Source organism: Planomonospora sp. ID67723, from assembly GCF_015711605.1.
Lineage (GTDB): Bacteria > Actinomycetota > Actinomycetes > Streptosporangiales > Streptosporangiaceae > Planomonospora_A.
Genome location: NZ_JABTEZ010000004.1, coordinates 756,868 through 776,795 on the forward strand (window position 1 = coordinate 756,868; position 19,928 = coordinate 776,795).

Genomic DNA, 19,928 nt, shown 5'->3' on the forward strand with positions numbered 1-19,928 from the left:
CGGGAGGGGGCCGGTGAGGGCTACCGTGGAAGACTTTCCATCGAGGGGGCGTTATGGGCGGCTCGGAGCGGAATGCGTGCTCTGTCAGCATTCCAGAGCACCTGGTGTTGTCAGTGGTCGTCGGCTCGCGTGCCTACGGGCTGGAGACCGAGGAGTCCGACGTGGACCGGCGCGGTGTCTTCGCCGCGCCGACCCCGATGTTCTGGCGGCTGGACAAGCCTCCCACCCACATCGAGGGCCCCGCTCCGGAGCAGTTCTCCTGGGAGGTCGAACGGTTCTGCACCCTGGCGCTGGAGGCCAACCCGACGGTCCTGGAATGCCTGTGGTCGCCGATCGTCGAGAGCGTCGCTCCTGCGGGCGAGGAACTGCTGGCCATCCGGCGTTCCTTCCTGTCCACGCGTGCCCGCCGGACATTCACCGGCTACGCCGACGCGCAGTTCCGCCGGCTGGACCCCGGACGGCCGAAGTGGAAGCAGGCCATGCACATGATCAGGCTGCTGATCAGCGGGCTGCACCTGGCGCGGGCGGGCGAGCCCCTGGTGCGCATGGACGAGTACCGCGACCGGCTGCTGGCCGTACGGCGGGGCGAGATGCCGTGGACGCAGGTGGAGCGCTGGCGCGCCGAGCTCTCGGCCGCCTTCGACGACCTCGGCGGCACGGACGCCCTGCCCGAGGCACCCGACCGGCGAACCGTCGACGACTACCTGATCAGCGTGCGGAGGTCCCTGCTGTGACCGTATCCCTGCCGGCCTGGCTGGCCGAGATCCCCGCCGAGCAGCCGTACACCCTGGCCTTCGCCACGGTCAGCGGCGCGCACTTGTACGGCTTCCCGTCCACCGATTCCGACGTGGACCTGCGCGGCGTGCACGTGCTGCCGCTGGAGGAGGTCGTCGGGCTGCGGACCGGGCAGGAGACCGTCATCGGCTCCTGGACACGCCACGGTGTCGAGGTGGACCTCGTCACCCACGACCTGGCCAAGTTCTGCCGCCTGCTGCTGCGCCGCAACGGCTACGTCCTGGAGCAGCTGCTCTCTCCGCTGGTGGTGGCGTCCTCCCCGGTCCACGAGGAGCTGATCGCCGCCGCCCCGGGGTGCGTCACCCGCGGCCACGCCCACCACTACCTGGGCTTCGCCCGGACCCAGTGGCGGCTGTTCGAACGGTCCGGTGAGCTCAAGCCGCTGCTCTACACCTTCCGGGTGCTGCTGACCGGCGTCCACCTGATGCGCACCGGCACGCTCGTCGCCGACCTCACCCGCCTCGGCGGCGGCCCGCCGTACCTGGCGGACCTGGTGGCGGCCAAACGCTCGGCGGAGCACGGCGTACTGCCCGCCGGCGCCCCCGAGCGCCTGCGGTTGGAGCGCGACGTCGCCCGGCTGACGGCCGAGCTGGAGGAGGCGAGGGACTCCTCCCCGCTCCCGGAGACGGCGAACGCGGGTGATCTCCTGCACGACCTCGTCGTCCGCACCCGCCTGGCGGCCCGTGTCGCCTAGCGAGAGCCGGTCGGCGGGAGACCGCAGCGCGAGACCCTGCCGGAGGACCCTGCGGCCTGTCCGCATCCGGCCGGGCACGTCCGCGCAGCCCAGGACGGTGATCACTCATCGTGATCACCCGAAGGAATGGAACGTCCCGGTGAGGTGACGAAGACTGGCCTTCGGGCTGCGATCCGGTCGCCCGGCCGCTCGAGCCCGCGTTCAAACCGGAACCGACCTGGGAGAGGCGAATGGAGACACGGGAAGGACAGCGGGCCATCTGGGCCTCGGGAGACTACCGGACGGTGGGTGCGCAGTTCCTCCTCGCCAGCGAACTGCTCACCGAGGCGCTCGACCTGCGGGCGAACGAACGGCTGCTCGACGTGGCCACCGGGACCGGCAACCTGGCGCTCGCCGCCGCCCGCCGGGCTGCCGCCGTGACCGCCCTCGACCTCGTTCCGGACCTGCTCGGCCACGCGCGGCGCCGGGCCGACGCGGAAGGGCTCGCCGTCGCCTTCCACGAGGGTGACGCCGAGGACCTGCCCTTCCCCGACTCCTCCTTCGACGTGGTGACCTCCGCGTTCGGCGTGATGTTCGCCCGCAACCAGGAACGGGCCGCCGCCGAGCTGATGCGCGTCTGCCGTCCCGGAGGGCGGATCGGCCTGGCGACCTGGACCCCCGAGAGCTACATGGGCCGCATGCTGGAGCTGAACACCCGGTACGTCCCCGTCCCGGAGGGCACGCACCCGCCGACCCGGTGGGGCACCCGGGAAGGGCTGGCGGAGCTGTTCGGCTCCGGGACCGGGATCCACGCCACCCCCCGCACCCTGCGCTGGCGGTTCCCCTCCCCCGCCGAGCACGCCCAGGTCTGGGCGGACGTGTACGGCCCGACCGCGACGACCATGGACGCCCTCGGCGAGGAAGGACGGGCCGCGCTGGTCGGGGACCTGCTGGCGCTGGCCGAGGAGCTCAACACCGACACCACCGGCGCCCTGCTGCTGCCCTTGGACTACCTGGAGGTCGTGATCTCTCTCTAGGTCTCCGGCGGAGATCGCTCCGGGCAGGAGCGCCGGCCCGCTCCCGGTCGTGGCCGCGCGCTCCTCAGGACCGGCGGGTGACGCGCTGGACACCCGGATATCCGTGCTCGGCCATCATGCTGGCGTGCCGGAGGATCTCCTCCGGGCTGGTGGCCTGCGGCATCTGCACGCAAGCGGTCTGGGGCGCGGCCGTACTCCGGCCGACCCGGCAGACCACCGCGGTGAGCCGGACGGTGATGAAGTCGGCGATCTGCGCGCCGAACTCGATGGGTCTTCCGTTGATGGTGATGTCGCCGACGGTGAAGTTCCTGTTGACCGGCACCTCGTAGACGGCCCGGACCGGATATCCGGCGTCGCCGCGCACGTATCTCCAGTAGCCCATGGGGTCGGAGCCGTCGGGTGCGCTCCACCCGTCGGTCGACAGGCCGTCGATGTACAGGCCGACCGGGTCGGCCAGCGAGATGTCGGCCCTCTGCCGGGCGGCGGAGTTCACGACCTGCCCTATGTGGGGGTCGCTGTTGCGTTCGGCGGCGCCGTACTTGCTGCAGTTGATGAGTTCCTCTGCGGTGGTGAGCTCCCTGCCGTCGATGACGCGCCGGATGGTGGCGGCGGCGGCGAGCTCGATCTCGGCGTCGAGGGTGTTCGACTGCTGGATGAGGTGCATGGCGCCGTGAGTGGTGGAGTTGTTCCACTCGTTGCGGGGCCGGTAGCGTCCGTCGGGGCCGAACAGGTCGCTTCTCTGCACGTCCGGGCTGACGTGCCGCCGGTAGAGGTCGACGACGACGTCGGGCCGTGTCTGGGCGAGCACCTCCCAGTACTCCGGCCCTTCGCAGGTGAAGGTGACGCGTGTGATCTTCCCGGCATCGTTGCGGGTGACGCTCCATTCGCAGTATTCGTCCTGCACGTCGCGGCTGGAGTCGGCATGCTCCCAGCGCTTCCTGTCCCCGATGGAATGGAGTTTGACGCGGCGGGGGAAAGCGGTCCACCTGACCGCCACCTCGGCCGCGTCCGGAGCGGTCTCGGTCTTGGTGAGGTTGTAGAACTGCGGGCGCGGGCTGTCGTGCAGCGCCTGGCTCGGATCGGGACCCTTGATCGCGCGGTCGACGCTCTCGGAGATGAGAACGTGCCATGCCTGGCGGCCGATCTCGTCGAGGTCGGTGAGCCGTCCCGGCGGTCCGTACGCGGCGAGCCTGCTGGCGGTAATGGTCATCATGCTCCTCAGGTGGCAGGTGGTCGGGCCACGGCGGCGAATCCGGTGGGCCGGAAGCGGCGGATCCGCGGGCCGTTCAGGGGCGGGTGGCGACCGTGGCGTCCTCGGTCATCCGCAGGCGAGGGGCGTCCTCCGGGATGCCGGTGGCCGGCAAGGTCAGCTCGAACTCGTTGAGCCGCATCATCTTGAAGTCACGCCGTCGCGACTCCGCCAGCCGTACGTAGTCGCCGAACCCGTCGGCGGTGCGGATGCGCGCGCCGGCCTTCTCCAGGTAGGCGCTCAGACGTGATCCGAACTCGGCGCGCCAGCGGTCGTCGGGCAGTGCCCAGCCCGCGGCGAAGCGCCGCTCGGGGCTGCCGGCCGGCGACCTGCCGGCGGCCGTGACGATCGCCTCGGCGATCCGTTCGTCCAGCGCGTCGATCGGCGTCGCCTCGGCGGGAACGTACGTCATCAACCGGGCGCGGTCGGGGCTGAAGACCGGGCTGGGAAAGTCCACCATCAGCGCGCAGGCCGCGAACTTCGCGGAGACCAGACCTTTGCGCACCATCTGGTTGGCGACGTCGTTGTCCTCATAGGCCGCCTCGGGCACCACGAAGGCGAAGAAGGTGTCTCCTTCCTGGGAGAACCCGCTCGTCTTCTCCTCCAGACGGAAGTCGAACATGATCAGGCTGTCGAGGTACAGCGCGCCCGGGACCGAGGGCGGGACCGCGGTGACATCCAGGCCGAGATCGTCGACCAGGGCGTCGGCGTTCAACCAGAAACCCAGAGGCAGCACCAGATCCTGGCCGGGCGAGACGGCCGCGCTCTGGGTGAGGGCACTGGCGAGGTTCACCGACGTTCCGGTGAACAGCTGGCGGAGCAGCTGGTCGGGGCGGCGCAGCACGCCGTCGGCGATGACGGCCTCCAGCCGGGCGCCCGTCCACCGGCTCACCAGCGCCCTGATCATCGGCTCCAGTTCCTCGGCGCCGCGGACCTGCCGGTACAGCGGGTCCGCGCGGAGCGGATCGGAGGGAGCGAGCTGGATCTGGGCCGCCATGGACTGCCAGTTGCCCCAGGGCTGTTTCAGCTCCTTCATCACCACGCTGCCGTTGACGTGGCTGTCGAAACAGCCCTTCCCCCGGGACTCGGGCGCCAGCGCCGCCCACGAGTCGCCCGTCCACACCCAGGCGGGTGTGATGCGCATGTAGTAGTTGAAGACCCGCGCGACCGGATCCCAGGCGATGACCTGCAGGAAACCGTCGGCGGGGTCGCCCGTGGCCGCGGTGCTGATCAGCAGATCAGGAGCGCTGCCGCGTTCGGCGCGTGTCAGGGTGAAGCGCAGGTCACGCCGGAGCTGCGGGGCGTTCTGCGGGGGAATCTGCCCGGCCTCACCGATCATGAAGACCTTCTGTTCCGGAACCGTCCCGCTCCGGTCGATCTCGGCGAGCAGTTCGTGCACCGTCATCGGGAACCGCCCTCGGCGGAAGGTGACGGTGGCCATCGGATCTCCCAGCCGGGCGATCTCCTCGGCGCTCATCGGCCGCGGCTCGGGGTCCACCCCGCTCACGCCGCGGTAGAGCCGTCCCGCCTCCAGGAGCGGCGACCCGGCCTCGTCGCCGGCCGCCTCCGCCGTGAGGCTGCCGGGCAGGTCCCGCTCCCACGCGGTGGCCCGCCGTCGCTGCCGCGCCCTCTCCCACATGCGTGCACTCCCGTAGCGATACTCGCATCACTCTCCGCGACTCTACGGCAGCACCACGTGACGCCCCGCGATCGGGGTGGCCGGTGGGGCATACCGCTTCGGCGGACCGGCCGGTCGACCGGCGTCTCGGGCGGATCCTGCGCACCCGGGCCTCACGCCCGCCCCGACGCGACGGCAGGCCCGCCAGTGCCCGTCCCGGCGGGAGAACGCCGCCTGCCTGAAGCTCGTCTCAGGACGTTTTCCGAGGGACCGCGGCCATCAAGCGTTGCGCGACGGCCCTGGCGCCGTCCGTGCGCACCGTGCCGGCGACGACCCGCGCGCGGGCGGCCGCGTCGGGCCGCAGGACGTGACGGAGCCTCGTCCGGCAGGATCCAGGCGCCGGTCTGGCACACGGTCTGGTCGGCGGGATCGGGCCAGGGTCCCAAGGTCGGGTCGGCGGCCGGCCAGGGCCGGTCGGTGAAGACGTGGCTGCGCACGTCAGGGACCGGGGCCAGGCCGACTGACGCCCGGTGGGAGTTGAGCGCGGCGCCGAACATGTCGTTGAAGCGTTCGGCGTCCCGAGTCCAGAGCTCGCGGTTGTCGGCCGTTGCGGACGCCGGCATCTGCCCCGGCAACGGTGAAAGCGGGGCCAGGACGGAGTGCCTCTGAGCACCGGCCCTGTTCCCCGATTCGATCCTCCGGCCGCACGGCGGGGCAGGGTACGGGCGGACGGGATGCCGGCCGGTTAGTCGGATGATCGCGGATCATCCGGATGCAGCCGCACCGTGAGTGTCGCCATCCCGGCCCCGGCGGTGGAGATCTGCGACACTGGCATCGGCATCACGAGCGATGAGATCGAGCGCGTCTTCGACGACCGCTACCGCACCCCGCCGGCCAGTCTTTTTCTGGCATACGGCATAAGGCCCGTCCTTCGGGGCAGGCAACCGCACACCTGCCATGACCCCCGCAGGTAAAGGAGTGACATCCCATGACGCCCCTGGCCGACCGCGATCCGGCGCTGGCCCTGTCCACCGGTCTGCACGACGACGCCATCATCGTGCGCGCCGCCGGCGAACTCGACCTGGCCACCGCCCCGCTGCTGCGCGCCGAACTCGAGCGCGTCTGGGCACTACCGGAGCTTCCCGTCCTGATCATGGACCTGAGCGAGCTGCGGTTCTGCGACTCCACCGGCTTGAGCGCGTTGATCGCCGCTCTGAAGCGCAGCCGGGCACGCGGCACCCGCCTGATGCTCGCCGGTCTCACCGGGGCCCCGGCCCGGGTCCTGACCATCACCGGCCTGGCAAAGGCATTGGAACTGCACCCCGACATCACTGCCGCGCTACGGGCGGCCACCCGGCCACCGGGCCGCCACGACAGCGACCCCCACGGCAGCGACCCCCACGCCTGCACACCGTAGAACCAGCGCCCGCTCTCCCCACCATAACCGGCGGCGGCGCCCGGCCGGCCGGGTGTGGTCGGCCAGGCGCCTGCACGCCGAGTGAGCGCGGCTTCCCCCTCCGGCAACCCCGCTCACTTCGGATGTTCTACCAGTATTGACGTAATTACGGTAGGTGAATCTTCATCTTCTCCACGCGCAACATCATCATCAGCGGCGGCACGCATCGCCTACCGCGGCCCGCGGTGATTGCGGGTACCGGGCCCCGGGGCTGCTGGGCCGCTCATCGCCTGGAGTGGCCCGATGCGTAGCGTGGCTGGTGAGCGAGGGGACGAACCAGGACATACACAGGGCCCGGCGAGGGGCCGGGTTCGCGGGAGGAGATGAGGCCGGAGGCCTGGGCATCGACCCGCGCCCGGTCGCGCTGACCGGCCTGCTGCGCGAGACCATCGACGACCACCGGGCCGCGGCCAAGCGGCTGACCGTCAGCGCCGAGCTGGCCCCGGGTCTTCACCGTGTGCCTGCCGATCGACCCATCGTCCGGCCGCTGAGGTGACCGGCCCGCGCCTCAGCAGGCGGAGGGAACGAGACCCGTTTCATTGAACTTGGGGCACGGGGTGGGCCGTCAGCACGGCCGTCGGCCGTGCTCAGGGGCGCTTCGGCTCGAAGTGCAAGGCGGTGATCCCGCAGTCGAACGGCCGCGCAGCGACGAGGTGAAGTCGCTGGTAGACGCCACGGTTGGCGAAAACGGGCATTCCGGCGCCGATCGCGGTCGGGTTGACGAACAGGTGGAGCTCGTCGAGCAGCCCTTGGGCGATCAGGCTCGATGCGAGCGTGCCGCCTCCATAGGTGATCATGTCTCCGCCCGGCTGGGCCTTGAGCCGGTTCACGGTCTCGGTCAGATCACCCCCGGCCACGACGGCGTTCTCCCAGGGAGACTCGGCGAGGGTGTCGGAGATCACGACCTTGGGTGTTTTGTTCATCCAGTCGATGGACTCCTGGGACTCGCCTTCAGGCCCGGCCTCCCACGCCGGGATGAATCCCTCGGCGAGCTTGCGGCCCAGCACGATGCAGTCGACCGGTTCGGTGAGCGCCTCGATGTAGGCGTTGATGTCGTCGGTCCACGGGAACGTCATCCAGTCCATCTCGCCGTTCGGGCCGGCCATGTAGCCGTCGACGGTGGTCTGCACCTGGAGCTTGAACGTGCGCATGAGGTGATTCCCTTCGGGATTGCTGTTCCCGGTCGTGTTCGCTTTCGATGTCTCCACAGTGGCGGAGGGCGCTTAAGGTCTCCTTCCGATGAACTTAAGGGTCCGCCGTCCGCCCTTGAGCCCGCCCGGCAGAATGCGCGCCGGAAGCGGAGGGCGCCGGCCACCGCCGCCGGTTTCCAGGCTCCGGCCCGCCCGTACGGCGTCGCGGCACGACGACCACTCCCCCGGCTGCGTTGGGCGTGGTCTCTGTTCCGCGCCCCGCAGGCGGAGGCGGCGCCGTACCTGCTGGGATTCAGCTCACCGGTTGCGTGCGGGCGGCCCAGGCCAGGCGTGGGACCGCTTTGGCCGTGGCCACCCGGACGGCGTTTTCGGGGGTGCGCTCGCGCACGTCCTGAGCGCCGATCGCGAGCACCGCCGGCGGGCTGCCGAGATCATCATAGGCGGTGGCGACAGCCGTGGTGATCGCCGTGCGGGCGTCGGCGAGCACGTCCTTGACCGCGACCTGCGGAGCTTCGAGCGCCACCGACAGGAATCCGAGCAGCGCGGCGAAACGCAACGGCTCCACGGCCGGAGCCGGAGCGTCCCGGCCGATGGCGGGAGCCGGGCGGTCGAGCCAGAAGACGCCGCCGTGCAGGTGGCCCGGGTAGGGGACGGCGCCGGGCCGGCGCAACAGGGTGACGGTGTCGGCGAGCAGTTGGCCGAAGACGGTCAGATCGGTCTGGGGCGGCAGGTCGGTGGTGACCAGCACGGGAATGATCAGGGGGTGGATCATCGCGTCCTCCTCAACGTCGAGGCCCTGATGTTACTGACCGTCACCGACACAAATCAGGGATCCGCACACGGAGCAGGAAGAAGTCAGACCTCGCCGGCGCGGTCAGCCGCGCCGGTGCCGTGGCAGCAGCAGGCTCACCACCGCGATGGCCAGGCCGAGCCCGGCCGCCATGAGGAAGACCAGGTCGTAGCTGGCGGCGAGGGCGGCGGCCGGGGAGCTCCTGCCGGACTCCACCGCGGCTCTGGCGCCGGCGGCCGTCGCGAGCACCGCCAGGCCTACCGACCCGCCTATCTGACTGGCGGTGTTGGCCAGGCCGCCGATGATCCCCGCGTCGCTCCCGGGAACGTCGGCGGTCGCCACGGCCATGAGGGTGGGGAAGGTCAGCCCGATGCCGACCGCGACGAGCAGTGTGGGCCCGAGCACGCTGATGACGTAGCCGCTGTCGGCGTGGGCTTGGGCGAGCCAGCCGAAACCGGCCAGGAAACAGCCGCAGCCGGCCAGCACCAGAGGGCGCACACCGGTTCGCGGCAGCAGGACGGCGGCCGATCGCGCGACCACCACGAACGTCACCGCCGCGGGTGTCTGCCCGAGCCCGGCTCGAAGCGCACTGTAGCCGAGTACGTTCTGCAGGAACAGCGACGTGAAGTACCACATCGCGACGGCGATCCCTCCGAACAGCAGCAGCATGCCGTTGCCGACGGCCACTCTCCGGATTCTGAACAGCCGCAGGGGCATCATCGGCCGGGTGGCGAAACGCGCCTCCACCACGATGAAGGCGACGAGCAGGAGCAGACCCGCCCCGGCCGGCCCGACGACCAGCACGGACGTCCAGCCGTGGTCGGCGCTCTGCATGACCCCGTAGATCAGCGCGGCCAGCCCCGCCGTCCCCGTGACCGCGCCGGTGAGGTCGAGCGACTCCCGCCGGCCGGTTCGCGTGCCGGCCAGCGACATCATGGCCACTACGATCAGCACCGCGCCGATCGGCACGTTGATCAGGAAGACCCACCGCCACGACAGGCCGGTTGTGATGGCACCGCCCGCGACCGCGCCGGCCATCCCGCCCACACCGCCGGAGGCGGACCATGCGCCGAACGCCCGGGCACGCGCGCGCTCCTCGGTGAAGCTGGTGTTGATCACGGCCAGCGTCGCCGGGGCCAGCATGGCCGCTCCCATGCCCTGGGCGAGGCGGGCCGCCACCAGGATCTCCGGAGCGGTTGCCAGGCCGCCGACCAGACTCGATGCGGAGAACAGCAACAGCCCGGCGGCCAGCATCCGGCGGTGGCCGAACAGGTCAGCGGCCCGGCCCCCCAGCAGCATGAAGCCGGCGAAGGTCAGCAGGTAGCCGTTCACCACCCAGGGCAGGCCGGTGGGCGTAAAGCCGAGGTCCCGGTGGATCGAGGGCAGGGCGACGTTGACGATGGACGCGTCCAGGATCACCATGAACTGGCAGGCACACGCCAGGGACAGGACCAACCAGGCAGGACCGGCATGCGACCTGACCCGCTGAGTTGCGGTACTGGTGCTTGTCATGACTTCCTCCTTGCCGACCCGCCGCTCACGCGGTCCGGGAGGTTGTTCCGGCCGTGGTTGCGCGAGCGTTCCCGTCGCCCGCGGCGGCATCGGCGACGCGGCCGCCCCCCAGCAGCCGGATCGCGACCTGGGCCAGCCGCCACCGGGTCGGCGTCCCGAACGCGAACGCGTCGGCCCACGCCAGGTCCTCGAGCGAGGCCTGCGCGGGCGCGTGCACAGTGCCTGTCGCGCTGTAGTAGATGACTGCGACCTTCACGGTCATGTCCGGCTCCTCGATCCCATGTAAGATTAGTTATGCGAATAAATATTATGCGCATAACTAAATTGTCAAGGAGAGCCGATGGACTTCGAGCACGCCGACGCCCTCAACCAGGCCATCCGCCTGCTGAGTCTGCGCCACCGGGCCAGGGCCGCCGCACTGCTGGCCCCGCTCGGCCTGCATCCCGGCCAGGAGGTGCTCCTGCTCGAACTCGCCCGGACCGGTCCGATGATCCAGGCACAGCTCAGCGAGGCGCTCGGCTGCGAGCCGCCCAGCGTCACCCTCATGACCCGCAAGCTCGAAGCCTCCGGCCATATCCGCCGCAGGCCCGCCCCCTCCGACAAGCGCGCCAGCATCGTCGAACTCACCGATAGCGGCAGGGCACTCACCGACCAGGTCAAGCAGCTATGGTGCGCTCTGGCCGAGGAGACCGTGGCCGGCCTGCCCGCCCGGACCGTGGCAGAACTGCCCGGCGTCCTCACGGCCCTGACCGGCAACGTGGATACCAGGCGCCCCGACCACCCCCACGGCCGCCGGCAGGGTCTGGCCGCGGAATCGCGACGGGCCGGGCACACTGCTCAGGGCATGGCGTCGGTCGGCGATTACGAACCGAGCGCGTCGGCGTGGGTCCGCGAGCACGTCGAGCAGATCGTGCGCACCGGCACGACCGACGGCGTCACGATCAATGGCCTGCCCACCGTGCTGATGACCTATCGGGGCGCCAGGACCGGCAAGGTCCGCAAGACACCGCTGATGCGCGTCGAGCACGAAGGGCTCTACGCGGCTGTCGCGTCCAAGGGCGGTGCGCCGACCAACCCGCAGTGGTACGCCAGCCTGCTCGCCGAGCCGGTCATCGAACTTCAGGACGGCGTGGTGACCCGGGCGTACCGGGCGCGCGAGGTGTCCGGGGACGAGAAGGCCCTCTGGTGGCGCCGGGCGGTGGACGCGTACCCCGACTACGCCGACTACCAGCGCAAGACCGACCGCCAGATCCCGGTCTTCGTGCTCGAACCGGTCAGTGGGGGCACACCGGCCGGTGACGGCATCGAGGGCTAGCGTTGCGGGCCGTTGATCCGCGTGCAGTAGCGGGCGGCTGATGCCCTTGGGCGCTGAAGCCGATCCGGAGCGCGTCGGTTCGGTGGTGGCCTCCGGGAGCCGCCGCTCGACCGGCCCACCCCGAGATCCATCGCGGCGCGTGGGCCGAGCGCGACTCCCCCGGCCGGTGTACCTGTCGAACGCTGACCGCATTTCGGGCCTGCTTCCCCTGCTCGGGGGGCAGGGGAAGCAGGCCCGGCCCCGGCCGGGCGACAGCCCGCCGTCGCCGAGGAGTCGATCATGACGCGTCAGAAAAGGAAGAGCCTGGAGGAGCGGATCGCCGACCGCCAGGCACAACGCCCTCCCCTGAAGGAGGACAAGCACTTCGAGCACGGTCCCGCCAAATGGCTGTTCATCGGCGTGCTGGTGTTCATCGTGCTGATCCATCTCGTCGGTCTCGTCATCGTCATGATGACGGATACCTGACGGACCCGGCGGCGGTCCGGCACTCGTACGGAGAACGGTTCGCCGACTCGGTGCGCCGTCCTGCCGCCGCGACGGAGGCAGGACGGATCAGGTGTCGATGCCGGTGCGAATCAGCTTCCACGCCAGTTCGGCGGTCTCGTGCCGGGCGGCGGCCGGCTCCTTGGCGAGGATTCCGGCGATCATGCCCATGGCCAGCATCAGATCATCGGTGGTGACGTCCGCGCGGACGCGGCCGGCTTGCTGAGCCTCGGCGAGCAGGCCCTCCAGCAACCCCGCCACACGGTCCCTGACGCGCAGAACGCGGGCGTCGGCCGGTGACACGCTCACCATGCCGATGAACGCGGTCGAGGCGATCGTCTGCTCGGTCATCAACGCCAGCATGTCGTCGAGGGTGGTGCCGGGCCTGGCGGCCAGCGCTTCCAGCTCCCTGACGCCGTCCTCGAACACGGCCAGCGCGAGGCTGATGCGGTCGGGGAAATGCCGGTAGAGACTGCCCTGGCCGACCCGGGCCACCCGGGTGATCGAGGTGAGCGGCGCCTCGTACCCGTCGCTGGCGAAGACTTCGCGGGCCGCCGCTATCAACGCCGCCCGGTTCTCCGCGGCTGCGCTGGGTCCTCTGTTGACTCGACGTACGACAGGCATAGCAGCTACGGTAGCAACCGGACGATATCGTCCGGTTGTGGCGACGAGCTCTTCCCGTCCCCCGACCCCCTTCCGGGTGGAGGCTGCGCCGATAACCGGACGTAACTGTCCGGTTATCGGGTTCGTCGATGCCGCTCGCCCGTCCGGCCTCCGTTCCGATCGAGAGGGACGCACACGTGACCGACTCCACCTCCGACGAGTACGTCGCACTGATCACCGGAGCGGGCTCCGGGATCGGCCGGGCGATGGCCGTCGCGTTCGCCAAGGCCGGCGCCCACGTGGTGGCGTGCGACATCGACGCCGACAGCGCCGAGCGCACCGCCGCCGACATCGGCGGGGCCGCCATCGCCGTGGCCGCCGACATCTCCGACGAGGCCTCGGTGGCCACACTGGTCGAGACCGCGATCAGCGCGTACGGCCGCATCGACGTGCTGTGCAACAACGCCGGGATCCTGGACAGCATGGCGTTGCCCGCCGATATCCCGATCGAGCTGTGGGAGCGGGTCCTGCGCGTCAACCTGACCGGCACCTTCCTGGTCACCCACGCGGTCCTGCCGTACATGCTCACCCAGGGCCGCGGGGCGATCGTCAACACCGCTTCCGAGGCCGGCATCCGCGGCGGCGCGGCCGGCGCCGCCTACACCGCCTCCAAACACGGCGTCGTCGGCCTGACCCGCAGCGTCGCCTGGGCGTACGCCAAGGACGGCATCCGCTGCAACGCCATCCTGCCCGGCCCCACCCTGACCGGGATCGCCGAATCCGCCGGCTCCTTCGACCCGGCCGGCATCACCCGCCTCGGCCCGGTGATCGCGCTGGGGGAGCGCATGGCCGAGCCCGAGCAGATGGCCGACGTCGCCGTCTTCCTCGCCTCCGAGGCCGCCTCGTTCGTCAACGGCGCCATCGTCCCCGTGGACGGCGGCTGGTCAGCCGCCTGACACCGCCCGCAACCAGCAGACTCCCGTCTGGCCGTCGTCGGCGTGGGGAGCATCGACTTCGGGCGTATCAATCAGAACGGCGTAGACGCGACTTCGATGCATGTGCCGTACATTAATCGGCCCGCAGGCCGCAGGCCGGGGCGAACCGCTCTTCCGGAGATGACGGGACCCGCCGGTCCGGTGGCCTTTCAGGAGGGGACCGCCGCGGCCGCGGGCAGGCGGACGGTGACCAGGGTTCCGCCGCCTTCGCGCGGGCCTGCGGTGATCGTGCCGCCGTGAGCCTCGACGATGGCCTTGGTGATGGCCAGGCCCAGGCCGGTGCCCTTGATCCCGGCTTCCTGGGCGCTGGAAGCGCGGAAGAAGCGGGAGAACAGCTGGCCGTACTGTTCGGAGGGGATGCCGATGCCGGTGTCGGCGACGGCGATGACCGCCGCGTGCTCGCCTGTATCCGCGTCCTCGCCGCTGGAACCTGTGGTGAGGGTGACGGTGCCGCCGTCGGGGGTGTACTTGATCGCGTTCGACAGCAGGTTGTCCAGGACCTGGCGCAGACGCAGCGGGTCGGCGTGCACCGGCGGGTGCAGGTGAGTCTCGATGCCGATGCTCAGGTGTTTGGCCTCGGCGGCGGCGCGGTGGTCGGCGACGGCCTGGCGCACCAGCCGGGTCAGCGACACCGGTCGGGCGTCGACGGTGATGTGTCCCGCGTCCAGGCGGGCCAGGTCGAGCAGATTGTCGGACAGGTGCAGCAGGTGGGCGCTGGTGCGGTCGATGACGTCGGCGAACATGCGCTGGACCCCGGTCAGGCCGGGCGTGTCCAGCAGCATCTCGACATAGCCGCGGATGGCGCCGATGGGGTTGCGCAGCTCGTGGCTGACCAGGGCCACCAGCTCGTCTTTCATGCGGTCGCGTTCTTCGGCCAGCCGATGGCGTTCGGTGACGTCGGTGGAGATGCCGTCGACGAACGCCCGCCCGCCTTCCCTGCGGGGAGTGCCCCGCATCCAGATCCAGCGGGTGACGCCGTCCAGGCCGATGACACGGCATTCGCCCTGCGCCGGCCTTCCGGCGATGAGCTCGGCCCGGAAGCCGTCCCAGACCGCCCGGTCCTCGGGGTGGACCCGTTCGGTGAGCAGCATGCCCACATTGACGCCTTCGGGCGGTTCGACGCCGAGCACCGCAGCGACGTTGGAGCCTTCGAACATCGAGCGAAGCTGCCCGTCGGGGGTGATCTCCGTCGTCCACACGTTGTCGTCGAGCTGGGAGATGACCTGGTCGAAGTGGCGGCGGCTTTCGGCCAGGTCCAAGGCGAGCTCCTCGGCACGGCGCCGTTCCAGGTAGCGGCCGATGTGCGCACAGATGCCGTCCAGCAGGTCGATCAGCTCGTCATCGGCCTGCTGGACGGTGTCGGCGCAGAAGATCAGCACGCCCAGGACCTGCCGGTCGCTGCGCACCGGCAGGGCGATGGCCGCGCGCAGCCCCGCCTGCAGAGCGGCCTGCTTGAGGCGGAAGGATCGTGCGTCGGCCTGCAGATCGCATATCCATTCCGCCTGGCCCCTGTCCCAGACCATGCCCGGTAGTCCCTGTCCCCGCCGGACGACGGCGCTCTGCTCGCCGACGAAGGGCTCCAGGTCCCGGTCGGGCAGGTGCCACGAGCTCGTGCGGGTCATCACCTGCTGCTCATGGGCGACCTGCCAGTATTCGCCGTAGGTCCATCCCAGCGCCTGGGTGACGGCGGCCACCGCGCCGGTGACGGCCTGCTCGCTGCCGGAGGCCTCGGCCAGGGCCCGCGCCACCGCGTGCTGGGCGTCGCGCAGCACCTGGGCGCGGTGCTGGCTCGTGATGTCGCGCACGGCCAGCACCGCGCCCAGGCGCTGCCCGTCGGCAGTGGTGATGGGCCGTGCGTTGACCAGGCAGCGGTGCGCCGCGCCCTCGGGCGGGCAGATCATCAGGTGCTGACCGTCGACGCACTCCCCGGCCAGCGCCCGCGCCAGCGGCACCTGCTCGGGGCGCAGCAGGGTGTGCCCGTCCGGGGTGAACAGGTGGTAGGCCTGCGGCCAGCTCTCCTGGTCTATTCGCGGATCGGGCATCACACGGTACAGCTGGCGCACCATCTGGTTGACCACGGTCGCCCGGCCCTGGTGGTCACAGGCCACCACGCCCACGTCCAGGCTGTCCAGCAGCGCCTGCAGGAAGATGCGCTCGGCCTCCAGCTCCCGCTGGGCCGCGTGCCGGGCGCTGATGTCGTGGACGAACGCGTGCACGACCAGCGCGCCGCGCGCGTCGGTGCCGGTTTGCAGGGCCATCTCGATGGGGAACTCCCGGCCGGCCCGGTCGGTCACGGTCAGCTCCAGGCGGTGACCCGGCAGCACGCTGGGACCGTGCTCGTACAGGACGCGCAGGCCCCGGTCATACCGGTCGCGCAACGCGGCCGGAGCGATCAGATCGATCACGCTGCGGCCGAGGGCTTCCTCCGCGCTCCAGCCGAACAACTGCTCGGTCGCGGCGTTCCATGCCCGCACTCTGCCTACGTCGTCCAGAGAGATGAACGCGTCGTGGGCGTTTTCCAGGATCGCCTGCAGTTCCGGGGCGTCGCCCAGCCGCTCGACTGATCCCATGATCGCGCCTCCCCGCGGCTCCCCGTCGCACCATCGCCCTGCGTAGCCTAATGGCTACGATATGCGCCGCACGCCGACGGGTTGCGTAAGGGGTAGGCCCGCCGGTTTGCCGAGAGGGTTTGCCGAGAGCTCACACCGCGCCCGAAGCGGCGGGCGTGCGTCAGGGACGACGGGGTCCGTCCGCGTCCGCCACGAGCTCGGATTCTCGCGACTCCCGGCCAGGAACTGACCGGGATGTGTTCTAGCGTCGTTCTCAGCCGATGCAGGGAAGGGACGAAGATGAAGATCCTGGTGACGGGGGCGACGGGGATCGTCGGCCGCCATGTGGTGGATCAGCTCCTCCGGGCGGGCGCCGGCGTGCGGGCACTGACCAGGAACCCGGCCGCCGCCGCGCTGCCGCCGTACGTGGAGGTCGTTCAGGGCGATCTCACCGCACCGGCGAGCGTGGCGCCCGCGATGGAGGGTGTGGAGGCGATGTACCTGTTCTCCGTGGAGGAGACCGCACGGGAGATCGTCGCACTGGCGGAGCGGACCGGCGTGAGGCGCATCGTGGTGCTGTCGGCGGCGTCCGTGACCGCCGGCCTGCACGTCAACCCGGTGGAACGGGCGGTTGAGGAGTCCGGGCTCGAGTGGACGCATGTACGGCCGTGCGGGTTCATGGCGAACATGCTGCAGATCTGGACGCCGTCCATCCGGACCGAGCGCGTGGTGCGCTACCCGTTCGCCGACGAACCGATGAACCTGATCCACGAGGCCGACATCGCCGCCGTCGCGGTGGCCGCGCTGCTGCAGGACGGCCACCACGGCAAGGCCTACACGCTGACCGGCCCAGAGCTGATCACCGTCCGCGAACAGGTCCGGGCCATCGGCGCGGCGCTCGGCGAGGAGGTCCGCTACGAGGAGGTCACCCGCGAACGCGCGCGCGAGCTGATGAAGGCGCAGGGCGGCTTCGCCGCCGAGTCGGCCGATCTGATGCTCGGCTTCGTCGAATACGGCGGCGGCGACCCCGAGGGAGGCGGCTACGCCGACCAGGACTGGTCGGCGCTGATGCGCATCTGGCCGGACGTGCAACAGGTCACCGGACGCGCCCCGCGCGACTACGCCACGTGGGCCCGCGACCACGTCGCGGACTTCCGCTGACCGGCGGCGAGATGGCGATCCCCGCGAAACGGCGCGGTCGGGGACACCGTCGCCGGGCCCGGGGCGCGTTTCAGGATGTGACCGGAGACGACGAACCCGCCGTCCGCTACGAGCCGATCGCGCACATCGCCCGCGCCGACGAGCGACCGCGACCGCACCCGGAGGAGCCGGGCCTGAGGCTCATCCTTCGGTGCGGTAGTGGTAACCGCATATTTCACGGAAACCCGTCCGCTCGTACAGCCGGAGAGCCGGGATGTTGCCGCGCTCCACCTGGAGATACATGCGGCCGGCTCCACGCGCGCCGGCCCAGCCGGCCAGCGCGGCGATCACTCCGCGGGCGGCGCCCTTCCCGCGCGCCTCGGGAAGCGTGGCCATGCCGAACAGTCCCGCCCAGCCGGTGTCGGCGACCGCGCGGCCCACCGCGAGGACCTCGTCATCGATCACCGCGCAGGCGTAGGCGCATGGCCGCCCCACCCGGCCGAGCATGTCCCACTCGGAGCGGGAGTCGCCGCCATGGCCGTGCACGGCGTGCCAGACCTCGAACCACGCATGTGTCGGGCGCTCGTCCAAGCGGACCCGCAGCGAGCCCGCGGGCACCTGCCGCAGAACGCGGGCGGTCGACGCCACCTGCAACGACATCGGGCTCCGGCGGTGGTAGCCGCGCTCGGCCAACACCGTGTCGAGCCCTTGCGAGCACGCTCCCGGACTGATCTGGAACCGCGCGGCCGTACCGCGAGCGGCGTAGAACTCCTCCGCCTCGACGACCCTGTCCATCAGTTCGCCCGGCCGGGCGCCACCGTGCGGCAACACCGTTCCCACCCACCAGGAACAGCTGGGGGCGTGGCGCAGCCACCACCCTCCGGCGTCCTTGACATGCTCGGCCGGGAGAGCCCGGGCCGCCCTCTCCTGCAGGCTCCTCACCGTTCCCGAGCCGCCCACGGCAGACGACGCCGACACGCACACCCCTCCAGAACCCGACATCCATCCGACACCTGTAGATCTTGGCGCATCGGGAACCGCTCGTGGGACACGCCCTCTGCCGTACGGCGGAGAGAATGCGGCCGAATGAAGTACGTGCTGATGTTCGTCGAGACTCCCGAGGTCGCCCAGGAACTGGAGGCGATGGGCGAGGCCGAACGGGAGGCGGCGTTCGAGATGGCCGAGCCCTCCCGGCCGAGACCTCGCGGTGAACCGGCTCAGTGTCCGGTGGCGGGCCGGGCCGCGCCCCGGACGAAGAACGACACCGGCGTGCGCACCTCCGGCAGCAGGAAGCGCTCCAGGTCGGTGACGGCGAACCCGGCGCGCCGGATCTCCGCGAGGCTGTCGCGGCCGGTGTGACAGCCACCCGACAGGTGCGGCCAGAGCGTGGCGTCCAGCAGGTCCTGCACTCGCGCCAGGCCGGCGGTGTCGGCGCGCACGTGCTCCAGGAACCGCAACTGCCCCTGCGGGGCCAGCACCCGGCGCATCTCGGTCAGAGCCGCGGGCACATCCGGCAGCGAGCACAACACCAGCGTCACCACCGCGGCGTCGAAAGCGGCGTCGGCGGCCGGCAGGTGCTCGGCCAGGCCATCGACCACCTCGATCGGAACCGGAGCGCTCGCCGCGGCGGCGTGGGCCAGGCGGCGCAGCCGCGGCTCCGGCTCGACGGCCAGCACCCGCGTGACGGCGGGCGGGTAGTGGGCGAAGTTCAGCCCGTTGCCGGCGCCGATCTCGATCACCTTCCCGGACAGGTCCGCCAGCAAGGAGCGGCGGTGCGCGGCCAGGCCGCGATCTTCCATCACGCGGCTGATGCGGGCGTAGCAGCGGGCGAAGATCGGATGGTTCACCGTCGTGCCGGTCATGGCCTCCCTCCTGTCCGAACCACAGTATTTGTATACTGTCGAGTACACAACAGGGAGGGGCCCAGATCGTGACCGCCGGCGACCCTGCCGACACGAAGACTCCCGGCGCGGCACCGGTGCGCCGACTGCGCCGGGCCGAGCGACGCGAGCAGATCCTCGCCTCCGCCACCCGCGCGTTCGCCCGCGCCGGATTCACCGCCACCAGCCTGGACGACATCGCCGCCGAGGCCGCCGTCACCCGCGTCATCCTGTACCGGCACTTCGAGTCCAAGGCCGACCTGTACCGCGCCGTGCTCGACCGGGCCCGCACCCGTCTGGCCGAGACCGCCGGCGCCGGCGACTTCACCGATGCGCCCATCCCGGCGCTGCTGTGCGCGGCCGCCGCCGACCCCGACGCCTTCCGGCTGCTGTTCCGCTACGCCGCCCGCGAGCCGGAGTTCCGCGACCTGACCCGCCCCCTGACCGGCCCCCTGACCGCGGCCTCGGCCGAGATCACCCGCAGGAACCTCGCCCCCTTCGTCCCGGAGGGCCCCTGGGCCGACTGGGCCGCCCGGCTGATCCCCGCCGTGACCGTCGAAGCGGTCATCGCCTGGCTGGACGCCGGCCGGCCCGACCGCGAGACCGCCGCCGAGCGCATCGGCCATGCGGTGCACGGCGTCATCACCGCCGCCCAGCCCCGTTAACGCCCCTGACGCGGCGC

Annotated in this window: 20 protein-coding genes; 10 read left to right on the top strand and 10 right to left on the bottom strand. The window is 71.0% G+C overall.

Annotated elements, in window-relative coordinates:
* The first annotated feature begins 104 nt into the window (after positions 1–104).
* The 3 genes from HS041_RS30210 (at position 105) to HS041_RS30220 (ending at position 2,505) form a co-directional block, all read left to right on the top strand.
* Complete coding sequence (locus HS041_RS30210) at positions 105–734, top strand: nucleotidyltransferase domain-containing protein (protein ID WP_307845513.1); 630 nt, start codon at positions 105–107, stop codon at positions 732–734.
* Positions 731–1,489 carry a nucleotidyltransferase domain-containing protein gene (locus HS041_RS30215; RefSeq protein WP_196444212.1) on the top strand — a complete coding sequence of 253 codons (759 nt, stop codon included), beginning with the start codon at positions 731–733 and terminating at the stop codon, positions 1,487–1,489. Before HS041_RS30210 ends, HS041_RS30215 begins: the two co-directional genes overlap by 4 nt.
* Before the next feature lie 230 nt (positions 1,490–1,719).
* Positions 1,720–2,505: a class I SAM-dependent methyltransferase gene (locus HS041_RS30220; protein ID WP_196444213.1), complete on the top strand. Its 786-nt coding sequence runs from the start codon at positions 1,720–1,722 to the stop codon at positions 2,503–2,505.
* Positions 2,506–2,569: 64 nt separating this feature from the next.
* Here the strand turns inward: HS041_RS30220 and HS041_RS30225 are convergent, their stop codons facing one another.
* Positions 2,570–3,718, bottom strand: coding sequence for a DUF8225 domain-containing protein (locus HS041_RS30225; protein WP_196444214.1), 1,149 nt, complete (start codon positions 3,716–3,718; stop codon positions 2,570–2,572).
* Between the two features lie 73 nt (positions 3,719–3,791).
* The gene (locus HS041_RS30230; protein WP_196444215.1) at positions 3,792–5,393 is read right to left on the bottom strand and encodes a hypothetical protein; all 1,602 of its coding nucleotides are present in this window, start codon (positions 5,391–5,393) and stop codon (positions 3,792–3,794) included.
* 967 nt (positions 5,394–6,360) lie between these two features.
* Between HS041_RS30230 and HS041_RS30235 the strand changes: the two genes are divergently transcribed.
* Together HS041_RS30235 and HS041_RS30240 are read left to right on the top strand one after the other, a co-directional pair.
* Positions 6,361–6,789, top strand: coding sequence for an STAS domain-containing protein (locus tag HS041_RS30235; RefSeq protein WP_196444216.1), 429 nt, complete (start codon positions 6,361–6,363; stop codon positions 6,787–6,789).
* 298 nt (positions 6,790–7,087) lie between these two features.
* Positions 7,088–7,324 carry a hypothetical protein gene (locus HS041_RS30240; protein WP_196444217.1) on the top strand — a complete coding sequence of 79 codons (237 nt, stop codon included), beginning with the start codon at positions 7,088–7,090 and terminating at the stop codon, positions 7,322–7,324.
* A gap of 91 nt (positions 7,325–7,415) precedes the next feature.
* On the opposite strand, the gene HS041_RS30245 is transcribed toward HS041_RS30240, so the two are convergent.
* The 4 genes from HS041_RS30245 to HS041_RS30260 all read right to left on the bottom strand — a co-directional run bounded on the left by HS041_RS30245 (position 7,416) and on the right by HS041_RS30260 (position 10,543).
* Positions 7,416–7,979, bottom strand: coding sequence for a dihydrofolate reductase family protein (locus HS041_RS30245; RefSeq protein WP_196444218.1), 564 nt, complete (start codon positions 7,977–7,979; stop codon positions 7,416–7,418).
* A 292-nt stretch (positions 7,980–8,271) separates the two neighbouring features.
* Positions 8,272–8,751: a hypothetical protein gene (locus HS041_RS30250; RefSeq protein WP_196444219.1), complete on the bottom strand. Its 480-nt coding sequence runs from the start codon at positions 8,749–8,751 to the stop codon at positions 8,272–8,274.
* 102 nt (positions 8,752–8,853) lie between these two features.
* Positions 8,854–10,281 carry an MFS transporter gene (locus HS041_RS30255; protein ID WP_196444220.1) on the bottom strand — a complete coding sequence of 476 codons (1,428 nt, stop codon included), beginning with the start codon at positions 10,279–10,281 and terminating at the stop codon, positions 8,854–8,856.
* Between the two features lie 25 nt (positions 10,282–10,306).
* Positions 10,307–10,543 (bottom strand): NADPH-dependent FMN reductase family protein, encoded by a 237-nt coding sequence (locus HS041_RS30260; protein ID WP_196444221.1) that lies wholly within the window; start codon positions 10,541–10,543, stop codon positions 10,307–10,309.
* Positions 10,544–10,621: 78 nt separating this feature from the next.
* Between HS041_RS30260 and HS041_RS40240 the strand changes: the two genes are divergently transcribed.
* Together HS041_RS40240 and HS041_RS30270 are read left to right on the top strand one after the other, a co-directional pair.
* Positions 10,622–11,596 carry a nitroreductase/quinone reductase family protein gene (locus tag HS041_RS40240; protein WP_196444222.1) on the top strand — a complete coding sequence of 325 codons (975 nt, stop codon included), beginning with the start codon at positions 10,622–10,624 and terminating at the stop codon, positions 11,594–11,596.
* 279 nt (positions 11,597–11,875) lie between these two features.
* Positions 11,876–12,061 (top strand): hypothetical protein, encoded by a 186-nt coding sequence (locus tag HS041_RS30270; protein ID WP_196444223.1) that lies wholly within the window; start codon positions 11,876–11,878, stop codon positions 12,059–12,061.
* An 87-nt stretch (positions 12,062–12,148) separates the two neighbouring features.
* Here the strand turns inward: HS041_RS30270 and HS041_RS30275 are convergent, their stop codons facing one another.
* On the bottom strand, positions 12,149–12,703 hold the full coding sequence (locus tag HS041_RS30275) for a TetR/AcrR family transcriptional regulator (protein WP_196444224.1): 555 nt from the start codon (positions 12,701–12,703) through the stop codon (positions 12,149–12,151).
* Between the two features lie 176 nt (positions 12,704–12,879).
* On the opposite strand from HS041_RS30275, the gene HS041_RS30280 reads away from it, so the two are divergent.
* Positions 12,880–13,638: an SDR family NAD(P)-dependent oxidoreductase gene (locus HS041_RS30280; protein ID WP_307845514.1), complete on the top strand. Its 759-nt coding sequence runs from the start codon at positions 12,880–12,882 to the stop codon at positions 13,636–13,638.
* Positions 13,639–13,826: 188 nt separating this feature from the next.
* Here the strand turns inward: HS041_RS30280 and HS041_RS30285 are convergent, their stop codons facing one another.
* On the bottom strand, positions 13,827–16,247 hold the full coding sequence (locus HS041_RS30285) for a PAS domain S-box protein (RefSeq protein ID WP_196444226.1): 2,421 nt from the start codon (positions 16,245–16,247) through the stop codon (positions 13,827–13,829).
* A gap of 279 nt (positions 16,248–16,526) precedes the next feature.
* Here HS041_RS30285 and HS041_RS30290 point away from each other — a divergent pair, with 279 nt between their 5' ends.
* A complete protein-coding gene (locus HS041_RS30290; RefSeq protein WP_196444227.1) occupies positions 16,527–17,387 on the top strand; it encodes an SDR family oxidoreductase in 861 nt (286 codons plus the stop codon).
* 180 nt (positions 17,388–17,567) lie between these two features.
* Here HS041_RS30290 and HS041_RS30295 read toward each other — a convergent pair whose 3' ends face one another.
* Complete coding sequence (locus HS041_RS30295; protein WP_307845515.1) at positions 17,568–18,344, bottom strand: GNAT family N-acetyltransferase; 777 nt, start codon at positions 18,342–18,344, stop codon at positions 17,568–17,570.
* Positions 18,345–18,583: 239 nt separating this feature from the next.
* Positions 18,584–19,228 carry a class I SAM-dependent methyltransferase gene (locus HS041_RS30300; RefSeq protein WP_196444229.1) on the bottom strand — a complete coding sequence of 215 codons (645 nt, stop codon included), beginning with the start codon at positions 19,226–19,228 and terminating at the stop codon, positions 18,584–18,586.
* Between the two features lie 68 nt (positions 19,229–19,296).
* Here HS041_RS30300 and HS041_RS30305 point away from each other — a divergent pair, with 68 nt between their 5' ends.
* The gene (locus tag HS041_RS30305; protein WP_196444230.1) at positions 19,297–19,911 is read left to right on the top strand and encodes a TetR/AcrR family transcriptional regulator; all 615 of its coding nucleotides are present in this window, start codon (positions 19,297–19,299) and stop codon (positions 19,909–19,911) included.
* Positions 19,912–19,928 lie beyond the last annotated feature (17 nt).